The sequence below is a fragment of the Streptomyces sp. NPDC048417 genome (assembly GCF_040651615.1).
Taxonomy (GTDB): Bacteria; Actinomycetota; Actinomycetes; order Streptomycetales; family Streptomycetaceae; genus Streptomyces.
Map to the genome: position 1 here is coordinate 1 of NZ_JBEZKI010000049.1, position 22,715 is coordinate 22,715.

The 22,715-nt window shown below is 68.2% G+C and carries 15 protein-coding genes and 3 pseudogenes; 6 read left to right on the plus strand and 12 right to left on the minus strand.

Annotated elements, in window-relative coordinates:
- From AB0D59_RS47150 to AB0D59_RS47160, 3 pseudogenes are all read left to right on the plus strand, one after another.
- Positions 1-198, plus strand: a pseudogene (locus AB0D59_RS47150) (transcriptional regulator); the annotation flags it as partial.
- A 303-nt stretch (positions 199-501) separates the two neighbouring features.
- Positions 502-1,152 (plus strand): annotated as a pseudogene (locus AB0D59_RS47155) (helicase associated domain-containing protein); the annotation flags it as partial.
- A gap of 142 nt (positions 1,153-1,294) precedes the next feature.
- Positions 1,295-1,417 (plus strand): annotated as a pseudogene (locus AB0D59_RS47160) (LysR family transcriptional regulator); the annotation flags it as partial.
- A 28-nt stretch (positions 1,418-1,445) separates the two neighbouring features.
- Here the strand turns inward: AB0D59_RS47160 and AB0D59_RS47165 are convergent.
- The 5 genes from AB0D59_RS47165 to AB0D59_RS47185 all read right to left on the minus strand — a co-directional run bounded on the left by AB0D59_RS47165 (position 1,446) and on the right by AB0D59_RS47185 (position 7,367).
- Positions 1,446-3,938, minus strand: a complete 2,493-nt coding sequence (locus AB0D59_RS47165) for a SpoIIE family protein phosphatase (protein ID WP_362578109.1) — start codon at positions 3,936-3,938, stop codon at positions 1,446-1,448.
- A 412-nt stretch (positions 3,939-4,350) separates the two neighbouring features.
- Positions 4,351-4,893 (minus strand): transposase, encoded by a 543-nt coding sequence (locus tag AB0D59_RS47170; RefSeq protein WP_362578111.1) that lies wholly within the window; start codon positions 4,891-4,893, stop codon positions 4,351-4,353.
- Positions 4,890-5,177, minus strand: coding sequence for a winged helix-turn-helix domain-containing protein (locus AB0D59_RS47175; protein ID WP_362578113.1), 288 nt, complete (start codon positions 5,175-5,177; stop codon positions 4,890-4,892). Before AB0D59_RS47175 ends, AB0D59_RS47170 begins: the two co-directional genes overlap by 4 nt.
- Before the next feature lie 357 nt (positions 5,178-5,534).
- A complete protein-coding gene (locus AB0D59_RS47180) occupies positions 5,535-6,308 on the minus strand; it encodes an SDR family oxidoreductase (protein WP_362578115.1) in 774 nt (257 codons plus the stop codon).
- A 72-nt stretch (positions 6,309-6,380) separates the two neighbouring features.
- A complete protein-coding gene (locus AB0D59_RS47185) occupies positions 6,381-7,367 on the minus strand; it encodes an alpha/beta hydrolase (protein ID WP_362578117.1) in 987 nt (328 codons plus the stop codon).
- Positions 7,368-7,510: 143 nt separating this feature from the next.
- On the opposite strand from AB0D59_RS47185, the gene AB0D59_RS47190 reads away from it, so the two are divergent.
- Positions 7,511-8,116: a helix-turn-helix transcriptional regulator gene (locus AB0D59_RS47190; protein ID WP_362578119.1), complete on the plus strand. Its 606-nt coding sequence runs from the start codon at positions 7,511-7,513 to the stop codon at positions 8,114-8,116.
- A 41-nt stretch (positions 8,117-8,157) separates the two neighbouring features.
- Here AB0D59_RS47190 and AB0D59_RS47195 read toward each other — a convergent pair whose 3' ends face one another.
- Genes AB0D59_RS47195 through AB0D59_RS47205 form a run of 3 tightly spaced genes read right to left on the minus strand, consistent with a single transcriptional unit; the run spans position 8,158 to position 12,250 of the window.
- Positions 8,158-8,673 (minus strand): DUF6262 family protein, encoded by a 516-nt coding sequence (locus tag AB0D59_RS47195; protein WP_362578121.1) that lies wholly within the window; start codon positions 8,671-8,673, stop codon positions 8,158-8,160.
- On the minus strand, positions 8,670-11,081 hold the full coding sequence (locus AB0D59_RS47200; RefSeq protein ID WP_362578123.1) for a tyrosine-type recombinase/integrase: 2,412 nt from the start codon (positions 11,079-11,081) through the stop codon (positions 8,670-8,672). The genes AB0D59_RS47195 and AB0D59_RS47200 overlap by 4 nt, the downstream gene beginning before the upstream one ends.
- A 59-nt stretch (positions 11,082-11,140) precedes the next feature.
- Positions 11,141-12,250, minus strand: a complete 1,110-nt coding sequence (locus AB0D59_RS47205) for a tyrosine-type recombinase/integrase (RefSeq protein ID WP_362578125.1) — start codon at positions 12,248-12,250, stop codon at positions 11,141-11,143.
- Positions 12,251-12,401: 151 nt separating this feature from the next.
- Here AB0D59_RS47205 and AB0D59_RS47210 point away from each other — a divergent pair, with 151 nt between their 5' ends.
- Positions 12,402-12,776, plus strand: a complete 375-nt coding sequence (locus AB0D59_RS47210) for a nucleic acid-binding protein (protein WP_362578127.1) — start codon at positions 12,402-12,404, stop codon at positions 12,774-12,776.
- 24 nt (positions 12,777-12,800) lie between these two features.
- Here AB0D59_RS47210 and AB0D59_RS47215 read toward each other — a convergent pair whose 3' ends face one another.
- The 3 genes from AB0D59_RS47215 to AB0D59_RS47225 all read right to left on the minus strand — a co-directional run bounded on the left by AB0D59_RS47215 (position 12,801) and on the right by AB0D59_RS47225 (position 17,264).
- The gene (locus AB0D59_RS47215; protein ID WP_362578129.1) at positions 12,801-13,409 is read right to left on the minus strand and encodes a hypothetical protein; all 609 of its coding nucleotides are present in this window, start codon (positions 13,407-13,409) and stop codon (positions 12,801-12,803) included.
- On the minus strand, positions 13,410-14,183 hold the full coding sequence (locus AB0D59_RS47220; RefSeq protein WP_362578131.1) for a competence protein CoiA family protein: 774 nt from the start codon (positions 14,181-14,183) through the stop codon (positions 13,410-13,412).
- Positions 14,184-15,062: 879 nt separating this feature from the next.
- Complete coding sequence (locus tag AB0D59_RS47225; RefSeq protein WP_362578133.1) at positions 15,063-17,264, minus strand: NACHT domain-containing protein; 2,202 nt, start codon at positions 17,262-17,264, stop codon at positions 15,063-15,065.
- Between the two features lie 409 nt (positions 17,265-17,673).
- Here AB0D59_RS47225 and AB0D59_RS47230 point away from each other — a divergent pair, with 409 nt between their 5' ends.
- A complete protein-coding gene (locus AB0D59_RS47230) occupies positions 17,674-17,811 on the plus strand; it encodes a hypothetical protein (protein ID WP_362578135.1) in 138 nt (45 codons plus the stop codon).
- Positions 17,812-18,363: 552 nt separating this feature from the next.
- Here the strand turns inward: AB0D59_RS47230 and AB0D59_RS47235 are convergent.
- Positions 18,364-22,542 (minus strand): hypothetical protein, encoded by a 4,179-nt coding sequence (locus AB0D59_RS47235; protein ID WP_362578137.1) that lies wholly within the window; start codon positions 22,540-22,542, stop codon positions 18,364-18,366.
- Between the last annotated feature and the right edge of the window lie 173 nt (positions 22,543-22,715).

Here is a 22,715-nt window from a genome sequence, read left to right on the forward strand (position 1 = left end):
GAGGTGACCGCGAACCGCGAGGTCCACAAGAGGGTCGATCACCCGTCGGTGGGCCCGGTCACGGTGGACTGCGATGTCCTGACCGACGGCGACACCGAGCTCAAGATTGTCATCATGACCGCCGCGCCGGGCAGCGAGGACGAGACCAAACTCCAGCTCACCACCGTCGTCGGCCCACCGGCCGGCACGCGCAACTGATCCGCCCCGCCCATCGGCCGACCGACGGCTCACGGTCCCCTGTCAATCGCTTGCGTCGTGGGAACCTAATCAGTTCTGGGAGTCGGCCATCCGGCAGACTCCTGGTGGTAGCCGAGCGGCAGATGAGCACTCTGGTTTCCCGGACTCTTGAGTCCTGTTGAAAGACCGTGCCTCTGCCGTTGGACCCGGAGAGTTGATCGCTGCTGGGATGTCGTGCCCGCCACCGATGACCGGCGTGAGCACTGCTTGATTAGGTCGCTGATGGTTCTCCGGCAGGCTGCTGAAGGTGATCGGCATCGAGAGCGGGAGGACGCGGTCTGGGGCGAGGGGGCGAGTCTGGCGACAGGGGCGGACTTGATGCTCGTCGGACAGTACCTGGCCAATCTCCGCAGGAAGGGCGGCCTCGGCAAGGATCCCGAGCGTGCCGCGGCCCGCGCCGCCCAGCTCGCGGCGATCGACCCCGACTGGAACTGCCCCTGGCCGCTGGACTGGCAACGCCACCACCGCGTCCTCGCCGACCTCGCCGCCGACGAACCCCACGGCCACCTGCCCGACATCCAACCCGGGGTGACCTTCGACGGCGACGACCTCGGCACATGGCTCCGCCGCCAACGCCACAACTGGACGCAGCTCTCCGAAGAACAACAGCAGCGGTTGTCAGCGCTGGGAGTAACACCCGCCGAGCAGCCCGCACCGGCCCCGGCGGCCGGGCAGACGAAGGGCCCGAGCAAGGCGCAGCAGGCGTTCCAGCGCGGCCTGGTGGCCCTCGCGCAGTACATCGCCCGCGAGGGCCACCATCGCGTCCCCAGGAGCCACACAGAGGAGATCACGATGAAGGGCGAGACCACGCCGGTCCGGCTGGGCGTGTTTATCAGTAACACCAAACAGCGGCGGGACAAGCTGAGTGACCCGCAACGCGCCGCACTACGAGAACTCGGCATCGAATGGGCGTGACACCGCCACCATCCGCTTGTTGAGCCGGACCGCGCGAGGCCCCGGGACACGATGGTCCCGGGGTTTTCTGCTGCCAGTTGCCACTCGGGGAGCGGTCCCGTGCAACGTGCGACCGGGCACGGGACCGCCAAGCCCCGCCGTCCTGCTGCGCGAACTCAAGCACCGCGGCACCCTGGCGGCCGTCGCCGCTGCCTTGTCCTACGCCCCCTCATCGGTCTCCCAGCAGCTCTCCCAGCTGGAGGCCGAAGTCGGCGTTCCGCTGCTGACTGCTCGTACCATTCGACCAGTGGGAGCTACGCGGGCTCGGGAACCGAGCTCGGACTTGCTGCCAAGTCCGGAAGAGCCTGTTCGGCCCAGATGATTTTTCCCGCCGTGGTGTAGCGGGTGCCCCACCGCCGGGCGAGCTGCGCGATGAGGAAGAGGCCGCGGCCCCCTTCATCGGTAGTACGGGCGTGGCGCAGGCGGGGCGAGGTACTGCTGCCGTCGAACACCTCACAGATCAAGGCCTCGTTCCGGATCAGGCGCAGCCGGATGGGCTCCAACCCGTAGCGGATGGCGTTGGTGACCAGTTCGCTGACGACCAGTTCAGTGGTGAAGGCCAGCTCCTCCAGACCCCAGTCGGCGAGCCGACGGGTCGCGAGGTCGCGGGCGCTCGCGACGACGGCCGGGTCGCAGGCCAGCTCCCAGGAGGCGACCTGGCCCGCGTCCAGGCCGTGCGTGCGGGCGAGGAGAAGGGCGGCGTCGTCGGACGGCGGACCGGTCAGCAGAGTGCCGATCACGTTCTCGCAGACGTCCTCCAGCCTGGGGGCCGGGCGGGCCAGGGCTTGGGCGAGGCTGGTCAGCCCGACGTCGACATCCCGTTTCTTCCCCTCGATGAGGCCGTTGGTGAACAGGGCCAGCATGGTGCCGTCGGGCAGTTCCAGCTCGGTGGATTCGAAGGGGAGGAGACCGAGGCCGAGCGGCGGCCCGATCGGCAGGTCGGGGAAGGTGACTGTGCCGTCGGCGGTGACGATGGCGGGCGGGAGGTGGCCGGCCCGGGCCAGCGTGCACCGCCGGGTGATCGGGTCGTAGACGGCGTACAGGCAGGTCGCCCCCAGCACGGAGGTGGCCACCGCCTGCTGCTCGTCGTCGGCCACCGAGTCTGCGTCCTCCTGCTCCACCAGGCTGATGACCAGGTCGTCCACGTGGGCCAACAGCTCGTCGGGAGGGAGGTCCAGGTCGGCCAGCGTACGGACGGCGGTGCGCAGGCGGCCCATGGTGGCGGCGGCGTGTGTGCCGTACCCGACCACGTCGCCGACGACCAGTGCAACCCGGGCCCCGGACAGCGGGATCACGTCGAACCAGTCGCCGCCCACCGCGTGCGGGGCCTCCGCCGGGAGGTAGCGCGAGGCGACCTCCAGCACGGGCCCCGGGGCCAGCCCGCGCGGCAGGAGGCTGCGCTGCAGAGCCAGGGCCGCCTTGTGTTCCCGGGTGAAGCGGCGGGCGTTGTCCAGGCATACCGCGGCCCGGGCGACGAGTTCCTCGGCCAGGCTCACGTCCTCCTGGTCGAATGGATTCGGGCTCCGGAAGCGCAGGAAGGTCGCCACGCCGAGGCGGACGCCGCGCGCCTGCACCGGAGTGACCAGGACCGACTGGATGCCGGGGGTGCGGACCGTGGCCGCACGGGACGGGTCCTCGGCCATCCAGACGCTGGAGGAGAGATCCGCGAGCGATTCCACCACGGGCACGCCGTCATCAAGGCAGCGGGCAGAGGACGGGGTGGGCAGGCGGTGGAGGACGTCCCCGACTTCCGCGGCCGTCCCGGGGCACTCGTCACGGATCGACTGCTGCCCCGCGCGGCGCAGGATGGCAGTGCCGCCGACCGGCCCCGGAGGAGGTTCCTCCCCGTGCAGGACCGCCTCCAGCAGGTCGACGGCGACGACGTCGGCGAACCGCGGCACCGCGACCTCAGCGAGTTCCTGTGCGGTCCGTTCCACGTCGAGCGTGCTGCCGATGTGCGCGCTGGCCTCGGTCAGCAGGGCCAGGCGCTCTCGTGCCCGCCACCGCTCGGTGTTGTCCACGGCCATGATCCACACGCCCAGAACTTGGCCAGCCGAGTCCTCAAGACGGAAGATGCACTCCCACAACACGTGCCGCCGGGTCGGGTCCGCCGGAGAGGGCACGAAGAATTCGACGTTGAGCGCCGGAGTGCCTGTCTCCAGGACACGCCGAAATTGCAGCTCCTGGAACTTGGCGGCCTCGAGCGGCAGCACCTCCGCCACCGTTCGCCCCAGCCGTCGCTCGCGGGGCACCGCACCGCCGTAGGTCAGCACGTCGTTCACCCAGACCCATCGCAGGTCCGTATCCAGCACTGCCACACCGACCGGCGAGTGCGCGAGCAGCGGCTCGAACATCATCCGGCTCAGCTCTGAGCCCGGCGTCCCCTGCTCACCCAGGGCCAGCACCGCCCACCCCTTACGACCAACCGGATCCAGCAATGGAAAGACCCGCACCGCCAGTCTCAGCCGCCGCCTGTCGCGGTGCCGCACAGCCACCACACCGTCCCAGTCACCCCGAGCGCGGCACTGCTCGACCACGTCGAGTGCTGTCGCCCGGTCCCCGGACCTGTCCAGCAGACTCACGGCAGGCCGGTTCACGATCTCCTCACGCGAGTAGCCGATCAGCCGTTCCGCTGCCCGGCTCCAGCCGGTGACCACTCCCTGAGCGTCCAGCGTCGCCACGGCCATCTGCGCCATGTCGAAAAGCCGCGCCGCCCCGTCGGCCATGGCATCCTCCGGGATCATCATCGTCGACCCGTTCCACCCTCCCGGCCTCCCGCGTATCCTGCCGTCCACCTCCAGGATGCACCGAATCCGTGATCGGGACACGGTCGTGACTCCACACTTCTTCGCCTACTGATCGTGCCCGGCCGTGATCGGGAGCGTCATGAGGGTGGCCTGGACGGCGTCAGTGACAGAAGATGTCCGTCATGCGATATGCCGGGTCGTCCAGCTGGCAGGTCCGAAGCGGGACCTCGCGGGAGCTCGTGATCGGATTGTTCGTGCGCGATGCGGCTGCTCTGGTTCCGCGCACCGACATTGAGGTGCCCCCGCCGATGCCGGCAGTTGAAGTGCGGGCGAGCCTTGCCCGGTTGACAGTCCCGGAAGCATCGGTGCAGTGGGCCCGGTGGTGGAACGGGGAATTACTGACTTCGGCGTATTAGGGTCCGTCCCGTCTATCGAGAGCGAGCCCCGTCCCGGCGAGGAATCCGCCGAGGATGCCATGCCGGTACTGCAGCGCCTTGAGCCGCCTGCGGAGCAGAGTCTCCAACTCGCTCAGGGTGCGGGCAGCCAGGTTGGCCAGGCTCCGCTTGATGTGCGCCCACAGGCCCTCCACCGGGTTGAGGTCGGGCGCATACCCGGGCAGCAGGATGACGGTCAGCCAGTCCCGCTCGGCAACGAGTGCCTTCATCGTCTTGGAGATGTGGGTGCTCAGCCGGTCCCACACCACGATCAGCGGGGCCTTCAGCAGTTGGTGGGCGCCGTCCAGCAGGCGGATGTAGTCCGTCTCGCCCAGCGAGCGACGCTCGCCCTTGCGGCCGGTATGCCGACGCAGCCGGTAGCACAAACGGGCGGGCAGGCCCGGCCGGAAGCACAGCAGCCCGGCCACCGAGAGCCGTCCCCGGCTGCGGCCGGAGACCTTGCCCCCCGGGGTAATGCCGCGCCGGCCCCAGGTGCGGCCCTTGGGCGGACGGCCGGTCACACCCGCTTCGTCCTCGAAGCAGATGAACGCGCCGGTCGCCGCCCTAAGGGTTTTACCTCCCGCCAGGTCGCCTCCCGCCATGCGGTGATCGCGTCCTCGTCGCGTTCGGTGGCGGGCCGGGCGGGCACCTGCACGCTGTAGCCCATCCGGTGCAGCAGCCGAGTGACCCCGGAGACGCTGTAGGAGATGTGGAACTCCCGCCCGATCAGCGTGCGTACCCTTGCCGCGGTCCACACCTGGTCGTCCACCCATCCGTGCGCGGCCGGCCCCTCCTCCAGCCACATCGCGAGCTTGGCCTGCAGGTGGAGACCGAGCTGCGATCTCTCGCTTTCATGTCAGTGCGTAACCTGCAGACCTCTCAGCATGACAGTGGACAAGCCCTGTTCTCTCACTGCCACAACAGTGAGCACGAATGGCAGAACCCCATCCTGACCTGCACCTCAGCCCAGTCCAGAGCAGAACTGCCACTGTCACTCACCCCAATGACACGAAACCGAGAGATCGCACACGATCCGGTTCACCACCACGCTCTGACTCTTCAAGGACCTCGAAGGGCTGACGGACTCGGACTGACGCATCCCGCCGGCGGGTCCCCTCGGGCGGGAAGTCACCGCGGGGTGTTCCCACCCGAGGAGAGAGGCTCACAGCCCGGAACCGCCCGTCGCGTCGATCACCTGGCCGGTCACCCAGCGTGCGTCGTCGGAAGCGAGGAAGGCCACGATGTCAGCCACGTCTTCCGGCTGCCCGACCCGGCCCAGCGCGGTCAGGGACGCCGCGTGGGCTTCGGCCTGCGGATTGCCGCGTAGCCAGCTTGCGTTGACGTCCGTGTCGATGACGCCGGGCGCCACCGAGTTCGCGGTAATGCCTCGGGGCCCCAGTTCCTTGGCGAGGTTGAGGGTGAAGGTGTCGAGCGCGCCCTTGGTGGCGCCGTAGGCGATGAACTCTGGCATGGCGAGGCGAGCCGTGACGCTGGAGATGTTGATGATCCGACCTCCGTCGCGCAGCCGCTCCAGCCCTTGCTGAACGATGAAGAACGGTGCGCGGACGTTCACGGCGAAGACCTCGTCGAAGCTGTCCTCGGTCAGCGACGCCAGATCAGAGCTGCGGCCGATGCCGGCGTTGTTGACGATGATGTCGACGGCTCCGCCAGGGGTGTATTCGGCGGCATGGGAGTCGAAAGCCGCCCACAGGGAGGCCGCGTCACCGTGCCGCCCCAGCTCCGCGTGCAGGGCGAAGGCCCGGCCGCCGTCCTTGCGGATGCGTTCAACGACCTCGTTCGCCGCTGTCTCCTCGCGGGCGTAGGCGACGGCGATGGTGGCGCCGTCCCGGCCGAGACGTTGCGCCACGGCCCGGCCTATGCCGCGGCTGCCGCCGGTGACCAGTGCGATCTTTCCCTCAAGCGTGCGTGTTCCCATAGCTATTAGCCGCTCCTCACTTTATTGATCGATCTCTTACCGGCACCCCAAGCCCCGGCCGCGCCTGGCGGTTCAACCCGTGAGGGTGTTGAGCCAGCCGGTCAGCAGACGGTTGATCTCCTCGGGGCGTTCCTGCTGGATCCAGTGGCCGCAGCCCTCTACGAGGTGGGAGGCGGTCAGGCCGGGGAGGGTGGTGGGGAAGGCGTCGATAGCGTCGGACATCCAGGTGGTGGAGGCGTCCAGGGCGCCGCCGATGAACAGGGACGGCTGCTTGATCGGGGCTCCGCGGTGGGGGGCGAGGTCCTCCCAGTCGCGGTCCACGTTGCGGTAGCGGTTGAGGGCGCCCGTCAGGCCCGTGCGCTCGAACTCTCCGGCGTAGACGTCGAGGTCGTCTTCGGTCAGCCAGGCCGGGAGGATGCCGGCGGGAAAGCGGTCACGCAGCTGGCCGCCGTGGGCGACGAAGTGCGGGTCGGGCTCGCCCTGGGCGGGCATGGTGTCGGCGGACAGGGCGGCGTAGAAGCCCGCGAGCCAGCCCCGCACGTCAGGCTCGATCTCCGTCTCGGCGCGGCCGGGCTCCTGGAAGTAGGAGACGTAGAACTCCTGCTCGGGGCCGCCGATCTGGCCGAAGATGTCGGTGGGGCGGGGGCCGCCGGGTGGCGCGTACGGGACGCTCAGCAGGGCGACGGCCCGGAAGACCTCGGGGTGGAGCAGGGCGGAGGTGGCGGCGATGTTGGAGCCCCAGTCGTGGCCGACGACCACCGCGTTCTCCTCGCCGAGGGCGTGCACGAGGGCGACGTTGTCCTCCACCAGGTCCAGCATCCGGTAGGCGTCGGTCTGCGCAGGCTTGGAGGAGCGGCCGTAGCCGCGCACGTCGAGCGCCACCGCCCGGTAGCCGGCCGCGGCGAGGGCCGGGAGTTGGAGGCGCCAGGAGTACCAGGACTCGGGGAAGCCGTGCACGAGCAGGACCAGCGGGCCGGTGCCCTGCTCGACCAGGTGCAGGCGCCCGGCCGGGGTCTCGACGGTGCGGTGGCGGAGTGCGGCGGACGGCTCGGGTTGCATGGGGTCTTCTCTCGGTTCTCGGGTGGACGCAGGTACGCATCGATCATGCGGCGCAGCGACCGTCCACCGCGATTATCCTTGCCAATCTGGCAAACTTGCAGGACAGGATGGTGGAGTGGCACGTCCGGAAGGGGGCAGAGCGGGTGACAGGCGACGACGTGGCCGACGCGCTGGCGGCGATGGGCCCCCGGCTGCGGGCCGCACGCGAACACCGCGGCTCCACGCTCACCGGCGTCAGCTGCGCGACCGGCATCTCCCCGAGCACGCTGTCGCGGATCGAGACCAGCCGACGCAAGCCCACCCTGGAAGTGGTGCTGCAGTTGGCGAAGGAGTACGGCGTCTCCCTGGACGAGCTGGCCGGCACTGCTCCCGCCGCCGAGCCCCGCACCTCCGCGCTCCAGCGTTTCGGCGACGACAAGGCGGTGCTGCCGCTGACCCGGTACGTCGGGGGCCTGCACGCCCACAAACACGTCCTGCCCGCCGTCCAGGAACCGCCCGCGCGGCCCCGGCAGGTCTCCCACGACGGCTGGGAATGGCTGTGCGTCCTGTACGGGCGGCTGTGGCTCGCACTCGGCGACCAGGACCTCGTCCTGAGTGCCGGGGACGTCGCCGAGTTCGACACCCGCAATCCCCACGGGGTCGCGAACACGGGCCCCGGCGGCCCGGTCGAGTACCTGATCATGTTCGGACCGCAGGGAGAGCGCCTGCGACCGCGCACCCCGCCCGCCCCCGGCCCCAGGGCCCGGTAGCAAGCAGCGAACAAACGGCCCACGCTCTGCCGTAGATGGCGTCAGCGGGCCTGGTTCAGTGCCCGGGTCAGTTCCCGGTTAGCCGCCCGCGCCGCATCGAGTTCCTCGGTCCGCTCATCGAGCTGGCCCCTTATGTCGGCCAGGTCTTGTTCGAGCAACGTGATGCGACGTTGAAGCTGATCAATGTCGGCAGACGCGCCAAGGCCGGATTCCTTCCATGCGGTTTCACCGAGGCTCTCGGACAGACGCTTCTCCAACTGCCGGACCCGGACTGTCAGCCGCCTGTTCCGCTCCAGCGCGTTGGTCAAGTCTGCCCGCAGCGAGGCCCGGCTGACGGCCGCGATCCGGCCTTCTTCTGGTGGGGCTGCTGCGGCGGCGTGGACGCGTTCGAGGAGATCGCGGTGCCGGTAGAGGTAGGTGCGGTCCACTCGTGCGGCGCGAGCCAGTCCGGAGACTGTGATGTCCTGGTCGCTTCGCAGCAGGACGTCGAGGGCTTTGAGAACTCGTTCGCGGCGGCGGGCCGAGTCGGCCCGCCGCCCGTCGATCATGCTGGTCATCCGGCTCTCTCCGGGCGAAGGTCGGGCAGGGGCTGGCGGACGCGCGGCATACCCAAGGACACGCCGCGGCTGCGGCGGACCACCGCGACCGCCTCGCGAATCTGGGCCCGGTCCTCGTCGGTGAGCTCGTCGAGGTCCTGGCGCACCCGCTGAACCAGACGGCGGACACGAGCAATCTCATCGTCCGATGGTGTGGCTTCCGCCTTGGCCCAGAGGTCGGCGTCGGCGAAGGCGGCCAGACGTTCACGGTTGCGCAGCAGGTCGGCCAGGTATGCCTCAAGGTCGGGGAGGTAGGAGACGTCGGTGCGGAAGTGTCCGCAGCCCACACAGCGAAAGCGCACGGGGCAGTCGTGGCCGCCGGCCGCAACGTTGGAAGGCTCAGTGCAGGTGCCGTAGGGGACTTGGACGGAACCGATGGCACGGCGGGCGTGTTCGGAGTCGAGCAGGGTCTTGGCCTGGCGCCAGACGCGTGTGCCGTGCCGGTCGAACTGCATGGTGGTGACCCGCTCGACAGCTTCGCGGCGGCGTTTCTCGCCGACGCGGTAGTACCGCTGTGTGGTGCTGGCTTCGCGGTGATCCATCAACGACTGCAGAACGTCCTGAGGGACCCCGGCGTCGGCATGCCGTTGTGCGTAGGTGTGCCGGTAGGCGTAGGGGTAGATCTTGTTCTTGTCGAACGGCAGCATCGTGGTGACCCGGTTGCCGTCTTCGACGATCACGGTGGGGACGAGGAAGTCGGGCAGGCCCTTCACCCAGGCTCGGTGCTTTGCCGACACCCACTCGTAGGTTGTCGCCTTCGTGCCGTGGGGGTTGGCCAGGCTGGCGGGGAAGAGCTTGAGCTTGTCGGCCGGGGTGTCGGGGAAGCGGGCGCGGGCGCGTTGTTGCTGCTTGATGATGAGCGCGGCGGTCGCACCGGGGATCGGTAGCCGGCGAGCGTGCCGAAGGTTCTTGGTGTTGTCGTAGACAAGGACGGGGCTGCCGTCGCCTTCCCGGTCGAGGCACTGCCATGGCAGTTTGCAGATCTCGTTGGGACGCCTGCCGGTGTCGATGAGCAGCTCGATGGCCGTGCGGACGTCTGTGGAGCTGAAGGTCTCAAGGGAGTCGAGGTTGGCGCAGAGCTGCCGCATGACTTCCGCAGGCAGGTCACGGCCGGCTTCGGAGTCCTCGGGGTCGTCGGGGATGTCCTCCTGGCGGAGGGCGAAGTCGTCCGCCAGGCCGTGCAGGGGCTGGCCGGCCTTGGCCAGGCCCAGGGTCCGGAGCCGGGTCAGCACGCGTCTGGTGTCGCGGACGGTCATGTACTGCGTGCAGCCAGAGATGTCGCCGCGTTCGATGAGGAAGCTCAGCCGGCCCAGGAAGGCAGTGATGTCGACGCGGCCGAGCACGGGCAGGTCGACGCCGTGGTCATCCCGGCTCAGGTGCAGGCTCGTGGAGAAACGGCTCAGGGACTTCAGGGTGCGTTGGACGGTGGTTTTGCCGCTCTTTCCGCGGCGGCGGGGGATGTCGTCGAGGGCCCAGGCCTTGGCTCCTTCCCTCAGCCAGGGCTGGGTGATCCCGGTGAAAGAGAAGGAGCCGCCGAGGCCGAAGACGCTCGCGTCCCAGACGTCCTTGTGGCGTTCGGTCTCCGGGCTCAGGCCGAAGCGGCGGATGTGCTTGAGGAAGCCCCTGGCCTGGGTCCTGTCGGTGCGGGTGAGGACGTCCAGGTCGAGTTCATCGAGTGAAGTGACTTGCTGGGCACGGGCGTTGGTGGACAGATTGCGCAGCTGGTAGTCCTTGTGCCGGAGTCCCTGAGCGATCCGTTCCTGGAGGCCGTAGAGGATCTCGGCGACCACGCGGTCGGGCAGCCCGCGCAGGCTGACCTTGCGGGACTCTGCGATGGCCGGGGTGGTCAGCCGCCAAAGATCCTCGTCCTCCAAGGCTCCTGCTTGGCGGAGGTCACGGCATTGGTCGGCGTGGGGCATGCAGTACCCGTCCCTGGTCTCGCCTTGCCGGTCACAGGCAGCGACCTGGCAGGGCCCCAGGGCGGGCAGCGGCTGTACTTCGGGGTGGGCGAGGAAGTCCTCCAGCGGGAGCCCGTAGACCTTGCGCCTCTGGTAGTCATGCGACGAGCACAGGAGTGTCGCGCGTCTGCCCGGCCGCTCGCAGTGCGCGACCTGGCATGGGAAGTACCCGACCATCCGGCCCGACCGCCTGATGGTGACGAACTCGTCGAAGGGCAGGTCGCTCTTCTTCCACCGCTCGGTGCAACCGGTGCACATTCCCTTCTGGTGGGCGAAGTAGGACATCTTGTCGCAGCCGGCCACGAGGCACTCCTCACCGCTGAACTGGGGGTGCGAGCGCGGCAGCAGCAGAACCCGGACGTGAGGATCCCAGCTGAGCAGCTGCAGGAACTCCGGTTGGACGGCGCCCATGAGCCCAGCGGTGACCGTGTCTTCCCCTGCCCCGTGTCGGGGCGTTGCGAGTGCCAGGTTCACCGGGCCTCCCCCTCAGTCAGCCGGGGCGAGGGCACACGCTCAACGGCCGCGCGCAGGCGTGAGCGGTCCGGATGCAGGTAGGGACGGGGTGACGCCGGGTTCTTCTGGCCCAGCAGGGCCTGAACCTCATCCAGCGTGCCGCCGGCATCCACGACGTTGCTGGCCATCGCATGCCGGCACATCCGCGGCCCGACCGGGCGGCCCAGCCCCGCCCGTGCCGACAGCGACTCGCACAGCTCCCCGATCGCGCCGGTGGTCACCGGCGAGCCATAGGGCGGGCGGAAGAGGTTGACCAGCAAGAAGTCGCTTCCTCCCTCCCCGAGGATCTCGTACCGCTCCACCGCGTACTGGTCGGCGGCCTGCACCACCAGGAAGTCCACCGGCATCACCCACGACTTCCTCGACTTCGACCAGGCGCCATTCACGTTCTGCCGCCGGATCACGTGCAGATGGGGCCCCTCGACATCGCACCCCAGCGAGCGCGAATCCATCAGCAGGTGGACATCACAGCGGTGCAGCCCCGCGACCTGTCCCGGACGCAACCCCACCCGCGACAGCAGCAGCACGATCAACCTGTCCCGGGCCGACCGACAAGCCCGCAGCATCGCCACGACTTCCTCGTCGCTGGCCCGGTCCACTTCCGTCTCCGGCTCCTGCAGCCGGTGACGGGCCCGCAGCCGATACCGCATCCCACCGCTCTCGCCCCGTGCCTCCACCGGCAAGTCGCGGTCATCCCCCAGCTCGTAGAGCTGCTCAAGGACCCAGGCTGGCGCAGCCTTGTTGACCACCGCGTGCAGCAGGAACATCCGTACTGCGGTCAGCACCTTGTTGATTCGCGCATCCCCGCGGACCGGCTTTCCTCCCGGCCCCGGGACCACGGCCTGGCGGTGGCCACCGTTGCCCGGCGCCCAGCGCAGCCACACCATGAACAGCCCCATATCCCGGGCCGCTGTCGACCAGTCCCGCCCGGTGCCCGCGCACCAGCGCAGGAACAAGGCCACCGCCTCGGCGTACGCCTTCGTTGTCGTCTCTGCCCGGCCCCGGGCCAGGCGCAGCTCTCTCAGGAAGCGGTCCGCCTCTTGGACTACCTCCAGCTCGTCGTCCACCACGGTCCAGTACCGGGTCCCTGACGGCATCAAGACAGGAAATGTTCCGTACATTTGTTCCCATGCTCCGTATGTCGATCGCAACGATCCACTACAAGAGCCACACCCCCGGAGAACCGCCGTAATACCACAAACGACAGCAACAGGCGCAATGTCACACCACAGCCATCAAAACCCCAGAGAACCCGACGATCTCCTCAAGGCGCAGCAGGACCTCAACGAGGTACGCGCCAGCCTCAAAGCCCTGGTCAAGAAGCTGCCGTACTCCGTGGTGCCCATGGAGGCATGGGAGCGCCCCGACGGCTACTGGCTCCCCGCCTCCCCCTCGTACCCGGCCTCGGAGGGCTGGACGGAGCAGGAGCAGACCGACGTCACCACGCTGCGGGAGCGGGAACGCGACCTCGCCGCCGCGATCGTCACGCACGCGTTCTGGAACGAGATCGCCGGACCCGACCGTCCCGATGCCCGTTCCCAGCTCCGGCACGCCCTCGACAGTGGAGACGGCGAGGGCCAGGAGGCCGCGTAGCCGTGGCGGATAGCGCGCTTCGCCTCAGTCCATGGTGAGCTGCTCATGGTCGGGCAGGTCAAATTGGGTGATGCGGTCGGCCAGTGTCCCGTCGAACTCTCTCATCTCCTGGGCGTTGCGCACGAGGACGCGGTGATACGCCAGCTGAGGTGAGAGGGAGGCCAGCTCAGGGCACGGACGCACGACTCCGTACAGCGCGTGGTACCGGCCTCGCGAATACACGGGCACTCCATAGGCGAAGTGGACGGCCATGCTCGGCTTCTCGGGAATCTCCACCCGCAGCTGCTCCTCACGCCAGGCCCGATCAGCCACCGCGGCGAACAGCTCCTCCATCTGCTTCCGCGACAGCCGGTTCCACCATGCCGTCGCCGTCTCCAATGCCTTACGGTCCTTCTCCTCCTGCTCAGCCTGTTCACGCGCACGCCGGGCCACCTCCTCAGCCCGCTGCTGACGCATTTTCTCCATCCAGACCCGGTGATCTTCTTCCTGCACCTCGCGGCGGCGGGCGGCTTCCTCCACACGGCGACGCCGGTCCTCCTCCTCCAGCTTCATACGACGGCGTTCGGCCTCGGCTTTCAGCTCCTTCTTACGCGCCTCGGCCGCTTCCTTCGCTTCCTCCTGACGCTGGCGCATCTACTCGTGTTCGTTCTGAGCCCGGGAGGACTGCCGGGAGGTCCACCACAGATCCCGCCGGAAAAACCAGTACTGGTCGTCGACGACCCGGGTCACCTGCCGGTAGCGCGGCAGACTCCGGCACGGGGAGAGCTGCCCGTGCAGAACCCACCGGACGAACTGCTGCAGTTCCTCCTCCCGGAAAGCCCAGCCGCCGGCGGCGAAGTCGAACCCGGCGACTCCGTCGTCGACCACCCAGGGTTCGTCCTCTTCCGGAGCACGCACGCGAACAGCGGGCACGGCGCCGATCCACTGCGGCGGCTTCTTGTGCGGAGACACCCAGCACACGGTGATTCCTTCGGCGCGGTATCGCGCCGTCCGGGCACGGATGTCCTCCACCGTGATGGGCGAGAGCTGAGCCTCCCACGCCATGCGCTGAGCACCGTCGGGCGAGGACGCCATCACGTCGGCACGCCATGAGCCGTCTTCGGCCGGCACCTCGAGTTCGGCGTACCAGCCGGCCGCACGGATCGCACCCGCCAGCTCCAGCTTGAGCATGTGGTGTTCCCACGACTCATTCGACAGCTCGCACGAAGGCGGCCTGGCCGGGTCGTGACAGAAGAACCGCACTCGGCTCGGGGAGTGCTTCGCGTGGACGCCCCATCCGCACTCGGGACAGGAGAGGTCTACGCGAGGGCGGGCCTTGTGGACCTGAGTCCAGTCCATGCCGCAGCCGAGATCGGGCAAGGTGGCATCGAGGCGTCCGGCCTCGGGGTGCAGAGCGGTGAAAGGCATGAATCGCATCTCCTTGCGATCCGGCGCGTATCGCGGCGTATCTGACACGACACCAGATAGCAGGAGCCACTGACAGTCCCTTTCTCGCCCGCTCCTGGAGGACGGTGAGGAGAGCAGAGTTAAAGAGACGGCTCCGAGACGTGCTCGCAACGAAGTCGAACCGCTCCGCAACTCTCGGAAGAGAACTTCAGAAGTCTCTCGCGGGAGAGTCGGATGCTCTGATCTTGTTGAAACCACCTTCTCCGGCGAAGAGGTCGATGACGGTGTTGCTCAACATCGTGTCGGAGGGCGTTCCAAGTCTGCCTTTTGGGAGTTCGTCGACGGTGCGCGAGAGGAGTTTGGGAGAAGTCTCAACGCCTTATCGGCTCGCCTTCGGCATAGCCGGGATTCGCCGTCCACATGCGGATTCCCCCACCGCTGACATCATCGCCGCAGGTCGGAGGCTTGCCGCCCTCGCTGAGGTGACAGCTTGAAGCTCCTAGCACGTCTTCATTGACTCCGCTGGGGTGCCTTCCCCGGGCCGGTTCGGCCTATCGTGCCTTTCACCGCCGGAGGGAACGTCGCACCGTTGTGTGCGTAGGCTTCTGATCCGACGACAACAGCGGAGCCCGTGGGCTCCGCAGCCGCTCCAACGGTGTTGTCATCACCGCGTAGTTCGAGGAACCGACGAAATGCCAACCGCTCGGTGGCGAAATGAGGTGGCGTTGGAGTCGGCGGAGGCGCCAGTGCGACGATGCGGCTGGCGATTGGCGTTTGACGCGCATGCCATTGGCCAGGACCGCGAGACCGAGCCGGACGGGTTCGTCGATACGGGAGGTGCTCTTGATGGTCGCCCCGAGTAACGCAGCGGCAGCGACGCCCTTGTTTCGCATGACCTGGTCAGGGTTGACGGCGTTCCCATCCGCTCCACCCGTGCCGGTCTTGTTGTCTGCCGCGGGTGGCCCCTGTGGGGCGTCCTGGCCGTCGGTGGCCTTCTGCGAGGCGCCGCTGGAGGTCGATGTGGCGGAACTGGTATACCGCTCCCGCCTGTCGCAGTACGCCCCGCGCGTGGGCGTCGTCTAGGAAACTCATGAAGCGCCAGGGCACACGCCCCAGTATCGCCAGTCTGATCCGCGCCGCCAGGTAGTCCACCCACACCGACCGAGCGAGTCCGAGCATGAGGCCGATCGGGTACCCGACGACGACCGCAACCCCGAGCACGAGGACGCCGATGCTGATGCTCAACGCGAAAAAGAACCCGGCCACGCTTACGAGCGCCACCGCAACCGTGCACATGATCCAACCCAGGAGCGTCATGCTCCAGAATGTGCGCCGGTCCCAGGCTAGGACCACTCCTGGACCCACTGCCTTGTCCAGGTCGGGGTGTACCGGCTTGACCCCGGCCAGAAGCCCGGATGTGAGCCCACTGGCCAATCCGACCATCAGTCCGACCTGGAGTCCGTAACCGCCCCCAACCAGGAGTCCGAACAAAAGTCCGAAAGGCAGCGCGATGGGTAGCCCGAAGGTGAGCAAGGATCTCCCGCTCCAGCCCCAGCGAATGCCCGAACTCGGGCTGCCTCTTCCGCATGAGGTGGTGAACCCCCCAATCGCTGCGCACGGCACGCCGGTCACGAATCCGAGCCAGAGGACGGCCGCGATCTCGCCGCTTGTGAGTTCGATGAGGAGCGCGACTGGGAGACAGCCCATGAGCCCGGCTGTCAGCACCGTGAGACCGCGTCCAGGAAAGGCTTGGCGAAGTTGCCACCAGGCCATGTCGGGGGTGCCGTCAAGGTGGTGTTGAAGGTGGCTGGCGAGGAAGGTGAGGGTGCGCTGTGCTTTGTGAACGCTCCAGCGTGTGTGGTAATGAGGGTGGGGGCGGTAGGCAGCGGGGATGAATGCGGCGAACAGATGGGTGTCGAGGTCCCGGCGAGTGGGGTAGCGGGCCTGGTCGAGGAGTTCATCGGGGTCGGGAAGTGCGGCGACCTCTTCGTCGGGGCGTGGGTTGTAGATGGTGCGGGCCAGGAACAGGCCGAGTGGGGTGCTTAGTGCCTCGGAGGCCGAGTTGTCGGTGCCCAACGCAACGGTGATCCGTCTCCAGCGGGCTGCGGCCGGGGTGCCGGCGCCTCCGGCATCGCGCTCTAAGTAGGCAGCCGCTTTTGCGGGATCAAGGGGCAGCAGGCGGATTCCTGCCGCTCCATTCAGAAGCACACTGGTCCCGGATGGAGCGGTAAGGGCGCTGCGGTACTCGGCGGTGCGGCTGGAGAGCACGAGCGGTTGCCCTGCGGGTAGTGCCTGGTTGATGGCATGCAGGGCCCGGGCCCGTACGGCTTCAGGGAGTTCATCCAGGCCGTCGAGGATGGGCAGGATGAGCCGCTGCTTCAGCAAGGCGCGTGCCAGGGTGCCGGTTGTGGTCGGTGGGCGATCGGCAGGTACGGGGTCGCGTAGAGCAGGGTGGTCTTGCTCGAGGTGCAGGGTCATCCATGTGTACAGGTCCTGCCGGGCTGGGTCCCAGGAGGCCAGTGGAAACAGGACCGGGACGGGGCCCTGAGGAGGGCGGCGTTCGAGCAGGGCCAGGAGCAGGCGGATCAGCAGCATGGTCTTGCCCCCACCAGGGTCGCCGAGGACCACTAGACGGCGGGTGGGAACATGCTCGAAGGTCTTGGCGATCTCACCCCCCTCGCCGGCCAGTCCCCTGGGACTGACAGCCCACGCGGAGGCGGCTTCCGAGGAGTGGCCAGGCCAGCCTTCGGCGAGCTCCCTCAAGTGCGGCCACGACTCCACCAGGTCCGCATCGGCCGCGACCCATTCGACCGACAGCGGGAAAGGGTCATTGAGGCGGCGTACCTGCGCCTCGGCCTCCCACTGTTGGCGCACCCCCTGGGCAAGTTGGTCGGCCACCTCCCCCAGCCGGACAGGCACGGGCTCGCTCTTGCCGCGGTGAAGCACGCCAATCACTGCGGCAGGTAGTGCCAGCAGACCGGTGAAGGCGGACACGAAAGTGACCAGATCTTTGACCTGGTAACCGCGAGCGACGTACCACGCCAGGAATGCTCCGACCATGACTACATACAGCAGTCCAACCCACTTCAGTACACGTCTCACACAGTGATCATGCGGGACTGCAAACAGCATTCCCATGATTTGACGTCGTCGACACATCGTCGGGCCGGCAGGGAATCTGGCGGTCCCATCACGGGATCGCTACACGAGCGAAGCGCCGTAGGACCCAGGCCAGCGAGTTCCGTCGGTAGCCCAGTTCGACCGCTTCAACCGAACTGGAAGGAGACAAAGCGGTGGCCCCTTGCTCCAACAAGGGGCCACTCGCGTAGTCCGACAGCTCCACCCCGTACCAGAACGCATTCCAAGATGGGAGTAGAACCATCAGGTCCGAGCCCGAGCCTACGGGGCACCGCGTACTGCCGTCGAGTCAAGACGGCACAGGAACGCCCGCAGGCATAGCCGAACAAGCCCGTCAACCCATCTCCTGCACGACCGCGGAGAGGCGGGTTTCGTGAATGACGACCAGATCAGCGTGCGCATGGTGGTGCTGTTGCTGGTGGGCGCGCTCACCGTCGCCGTCGCCTTCTACCGGCCCTCGGAACGGCGATCGGTGTCGGCGTCGTCGTTGTCGCCCTGCTCAACGAGCTGATGAGCAGGTAGCCGCCGACCGCCCGAACCCGGCGGACACGCGAGCGAGGCCCGGCCCACCCGGGCCGGGCCTCACCGCTGTCCGGCGAGCTCTCCGTCCCGACCCTGGCAGGGCACGCCCGGGCCAGCATCGGGCAGCCGCACGAAAGATCGATCGGGTGTGCGGATTGGAGACGCGCGCTGTCAGACCTCGCTGTCACCATCCGCTGCGAGGAAGCGCCCGCCGGAGCGCCGGTACTGACCCTGGACTAGGCCCTGGACGCCGCGGAGCATCCGGGCACCTGCCTGTGTTCCCTGTGCGGCGCGGAGCAGGTTCTGTAGCGACGAAGCTGTTGTAGTAGGCGTGTGCTTGTTGCGCTGCGGCCTACGCCCGCCGCGGTACTCCAACAAGGGCTGGCTGCGCTGTGAGACCGCGAAGATCGTCGGTGTCTGGCAGTCGGCCTGTCGGCTACCGGACATCAACTTGACGCCTTGTCCTTGACAGCGTGAAGTGTCTGCGGTGGTGTTCCGGCTCAATCGTCCAAGATCCAGAGTGGGCTATGGTTCCGTGGTACTACGACAGCGGCGGGGCCGGTACGGCCTTCCGTTCCCGGTACCGGCACAGCGCTTCCTCGACTGCCAGCCGACCCCAACTCTCGCTGTCGACTGCCGCCAACCACGCCTCGGCGTGGGCCGCCACGGTCTCGCCGTCCTCGGGAGCGATTTCGAGCCGGTCGAGCAGAACGGGCAGGACGTTGGAGGCATCGGGATGGGTCCCGTACGAGCCCAGCCATTCCAGCGCTCGGCGGGTGGCGCCTGCCCGGTACAAGTCGTCCACCCTCGGGTTGCCGAGCACCGATCCCAGGAGCTGGCCCAGGCTTCTGGGATCGGTTTTGTTGATCCAGTGCGCGGCCCACTCCAAAGCCTCCAGAGCGCCGGCGAGCTGGTCGGCCCGGAGGTCGTCGCGTTTCAGTAGGACGTCCACCACGCCGATCTTCGTGGTCCGGGGGGCAGGACTCTCCAGCCAACGGAAGGCCAAGCGCACGGCCCGGCACTGGTGTTCCGGGCCGAGGGTGAGGCGCAGCAGGCCGATGACCAGCCCACGGTCGGACGGTATCTCCTCGTCCTCCAGGACGCCGAGCGCGTACTCGGCGAGGCGAGCAGCCCGGCCCGGATCCAGGTCGCGCCGGAACCGGACCCCCTTGAGCAGCGCCGCGGCGGGCTCGGGCTCGGCATCGAGCAGTGCCAAGAGCCGGTCGATGCACCGAGCGTACTGGTCGAGGTCGATGTCACGGCCCGCTGTCAGCGCCGACACGACGCGGGAGGCGCCCTCGGCGGTGGGGTTCTTCTGGAGCCAGCTCAGGGCCCGGTCGATGGCGTCCTCGGGTTGGTCGGCATCGGACCGCTGTAACAACGGGGCGATGACGTAGGAGGCGTACGGGTGGTCTCCGTGGAGCCGCAGCCATGTGAAGGCGAGCGTCTGGACGGGCTCAGGCCAGTCGCGGGCATGCTGGCGTTGCTGAAGCAGCTGGGAGAGGACGAAACGGGCGTTCTCGGAGGGCAGGTGGTCGGCGATCCATTCTTGCGCCGCTATCTCAATCGCCTCGGCCTCCTCGTCCGTGAAATCGGCCAGTCCGAGAAGCGGGTACAGGACGAAGGAGGCTTCTGGCCGTGTTCCGTGGCGGTCCAGCCATTTGAGCGCGAGGTCGACGGCCCGGGAGGTCTGCCCGTCGAGGAATCGGCGGCGTTCCAGCAGAGCCCCCAACACGTACGACGCCTCGAACTCCGGTCCGCTTTCCTCCAGCCAGTCCAGTGCCCGATCGACGGCATCGCGGAGCGTATTGGGACCGACGCCGCGGCACCGCAGCACATGCGACAGCGTGCTCCGTACCAACACGGGGTCATAGTTGTCGTCCAGCAATGTCAATACGGTGCGGGCCGCTTTGTCGACGTGGCTGCCGGCGGCGTCGGGACGGAGAAGTGCGGCCACGACATATAGGCCGCCGTTGCCCAGCCCGTGACGGGTGAGCCAGTTCACCGCGTCCTTGGCCAGCTTCTGTGCGGCCTCCCGGTCGATGTCGGAGCGGATCAGCAGGGAACTGAGCAGGAACTTAGCGTCTCCGACCAGACCATGCGCACGCAGCCATGTCTGGGCGGCATCGACCGCTGTTGCCGCCCGCCGGGTGCCGAGGTCCTCGCGGAGGAGCACTTCGGCCAGCACGTAGGTCGCCCGACCGGAGGACGCATGAAGGCGCAGCCATCCGAATGTGTGGGCGAGTACGGCTCGTGGGTCCGCGGCCCCCCGTCGACACCGTTCCAGTAATGGATCCAGGATGAACGAGGCGTCGATGTGAAACCCATACCTCTTCAGCCACGCGAGGGCGCACCGAGTCACGCGCTCTGCCTTATCGGCCTGGAGGTTCTCGCTGCGCAACGCGGCATCCAGTACCAGGGCGGTCGCCGAGGGCTGTGCCTGAGCATCGAGCCATGCCAGGGCCCTCTCGACTGCGTCGGTCTGACGCGTCTCGTCGAGATCCTTGCGGAGCAGCAGCGGCCGCAGCACCAAGCCGGCGTCGGGATTCCGCTTGCTCCGCCGCATCCACGCAAGGGAGCAGTCGATCACCGCGACGGCACGGTCGACGCCGAGGTCTTTCCGCCGGAGCAGGGTGGCGAGCAACCGAGCGCCCGTCTTGGTCATGGTCCGTTGCTGTTCGAGCCACCTGAGCGCGTATTCCGCGGCCTTGTCGCAGTCCCGGGCGGAGACTCCGTCCGCCTCGAGCAGACCTCGGAGCAGCTGGCTCACGTCACGGGTCGTCCACTGCCGGTTCACCCACGCGAGGCAGGCGTCCGCAAGGTGTTCCGACACGCCACCGACGGAGTTGTGCACGGCGCTGGCCAGGACGATCGCCGCTTCTCCGGGATCGCGCTGCTCGGTCTCGTCCAGCCAGGGCCTGACCAGCCGGTCCCAGGTGTCGTCCATCCCCTTGCGCCAGGGCGGGCCCGACAGCATGGTGAGCATGATGGACTGGCCGACCTGTGGTTCGCCGGCCACCAGTGTGGCCAGCTGATCGGTACTGCCCACGAGCCAGTTCGCGCAGGCGCGCTCCAGTGCCCTGCGGTGCGTGTCCCCGAGGTCGGCTGTCCACCGCCGGAGGTGACGGGTGGCCACGCTGAAGGTCCGACCACCGGCGAGGAACGCAGACAGCAGTGCCTTGAGCACCTCACCGCGGACCGTGCTGCCATCCGGGATGACGGACATCCGCAGGAGTTCGTCCGTGACGATGTCGTGGATGACGTCGATGCCTTGACCGGATTCCACCAGCCAGCCCAGGTGCAGCAACCGCCCGACCACACCTTCGGGTCCGTCCCGGAAGGTCGGATCCGACCAGATGACGAGAAACCGCTCCACGGCCGTCTCGACGGCGTCCTGGTCCTGCTCGCAGGAGGCCGCGGCGACCGCCGAGGCCAGCAGCAGAGTCTCCCGTGCCGGTTCGCCGAAGTCCTGCTTGGTGCGCTGCTGCAGCCAGAAGAGCAGGTCCTCAGGCCGGGGTGGGACGAGATCCAGCTCGCTGAAACCAGCCTTGAGCCGGGACTCGAGTTCCCGTGCGATGAGCAGGGCGATGATCGGCCGCTGCCCACACACCTCCGAGAGCCGATCCGCGCCCCAGCCTTTGGTTTTCAGCATTCCGGGCGCGACGTCCACGAAGATCTGACTGATCACCTCCGCCGTGTGCTTCCGGTCGCTTCGGAGGGGAACCTCGTCGAGCAGGAGTCCGACGCCGTTTTCCCTGAGCTTGCCGAGCATGCCCGGCCGGACCGACGCGACGCAGGCGACGCGGCCCTCCGGGTCATCCGTCCGCAGTGCCTCCCCGAGTGCTTCGAGGTTCAGGGCGTCGTAGCTGTCGAGGTAGTCAAAGATCAGCAGTACTCTCTGCCGTCCGGCTTGTTCTCGGACGACCGCCATGACGTCGTCGGTCGACACCTCGGGGGAACGGGCGACGTGCAGCACCTGCCAGGGCGCGCGCTGCTCGAGCGCGGCCTTCGCGATCTCGAAGCACGTCCGGGTCTTGCCCGCTCCTGCCGGGCCGATCAGTAGGACGCCCCGCTTGGACTCCTGCTCCGACGCCGAAACGGTCAGCCGGTCCAGCCTCCTGAACAGCCGTTTCGGGTCCGATTCGTCACGCGGGCTGACAAACCGGAGCCTGTCCTGGTTCAGGTACGAGCCCTTGCCCCGAATCCGCGCCAGCTCGTCGGCGTGGGTGCGGATGTGCGGCGAAAGCCGGGCCCGGTTCGCGACCCCGTCGGCGGTGACTTCCTCGAGCGTTGTCGTGGTTCCGGGGTGCCCGCGCTTGGTGACGAGGTCAGCGAAGCCGGGCAGGCTCAGGGCCTCGTGGACCGGGACGGCGTGCAGGCGTCGATAGCCCATGGTCTGGTTGTCCTCGGCCACCACTCCGACCAGACAGCCGTGGCAGAAAATCGCCGACCCCGATGCGCCCTCCCACGGGCGTTCTTTGCCGCGGCCGGGGGCTGGCCAGACGGGGCAGTTCAGCACCCACCCCGACGACGAGGTCGAGACGGCCGGCAACTCGCCGCGCAGGTACTCGAAGTGTGCCGGGCTTCCGGCGTCGGCCGCGAAGGCGGGGAAGCCTGCCCCCTCGAACGGCACCGGCACGATCCCGCCCGGCCGGCCCCAGCGCACCGGCGCTTCGCTGGTGTCCACCGGCTCGTCCAGCCACAGCAGCGCCACGTCCACGGCGTCGGCGGGCGGGGTACGCCTTTGCGGGTCCGGCCAGCACACCTGTGCACGCCGGTCGACCGGGCCGGCCCCGTAACGGGGATGCCCAACTCGCACTTCAACCCTTCCTGCCCACCGTCTTTCGGGGCGCACGACGTGAAGAGCGGTTAAAACGAGCTGCGGGCCGATGA

What these genes read in the sequence shown, in the direction of transcription:
- AB0D59_RS47165 (WP_362578109.1), bottom strand. Translation starts at nt 3,938, where the DNA reads ATGATGATCCCGGAGGATGCCATGGCCGACGGGGCGGCGCGGCTTTTC.
- AB0D59_RS47180 (WP_362578115.1), bottom strand. Translation starts at nt 6,308, where the DNA reads ATGGGAACACGCACGCTTGAGGGAAAGATCGCACTGGTCACCGGCGGC.
- AB0D59_RS47215 (WP_362578129.1), bottom strand. Translation starts at nt 13,409, where the DNA reads ATGCGCCAGCGTCAGGAGGAAGCGAAGGAAGCGGCCGAGGCGCGTAAG.
- AB0D59_RS47185 (WP_362578117.1), bottom strand. Translation starts at nt 7,367, where the DNA reads ATGCAACCCGAGCCGTCCGCCGCACTCCGCCACCGCACCGTCGAGACC.
- AB0D59_RS47200 (WP_362578123.1), bottom strand. Translation starts at nt 11,081, where the DNA reads ATGGGCGCCGTCCAACCGGAGTTCCTGCAGCTGCTCAGCTGGGATCCT.
- AB0D59_RS47195 (WP_362578121.1), bottom strand. Translation starts at nt 8,673, where the DNA reads ATGACCAGCATGATCGACGGGCGGCGGGCCGACTCGGCCCGCCGCCGC.
- AB0D59_RS47210 (WP_362578127.1), top strand. Translation starts at nt 12,402, where the DNA reads ATGTCACACCACAGCCATCAAAACCCCAGAGAACCCGACGATCTCCTC.
- AB0D59_RS47175 (WP_362578113.1), bottom strand. Translation starts at nt 5,177, where the DNA reads ATGTGGCTGGAGGAGGGGCCGGCCGCGCACGGATGGGTGGACGACCAG.
- AB0D59_RS47220 (WP_362578131.1), bottom strand. Translation starts at nt 14,183, where the DNA reads ATGCCTTTCACCGCTCTGCACCCCGAGGCCGGACGCCTCGATGCCACC.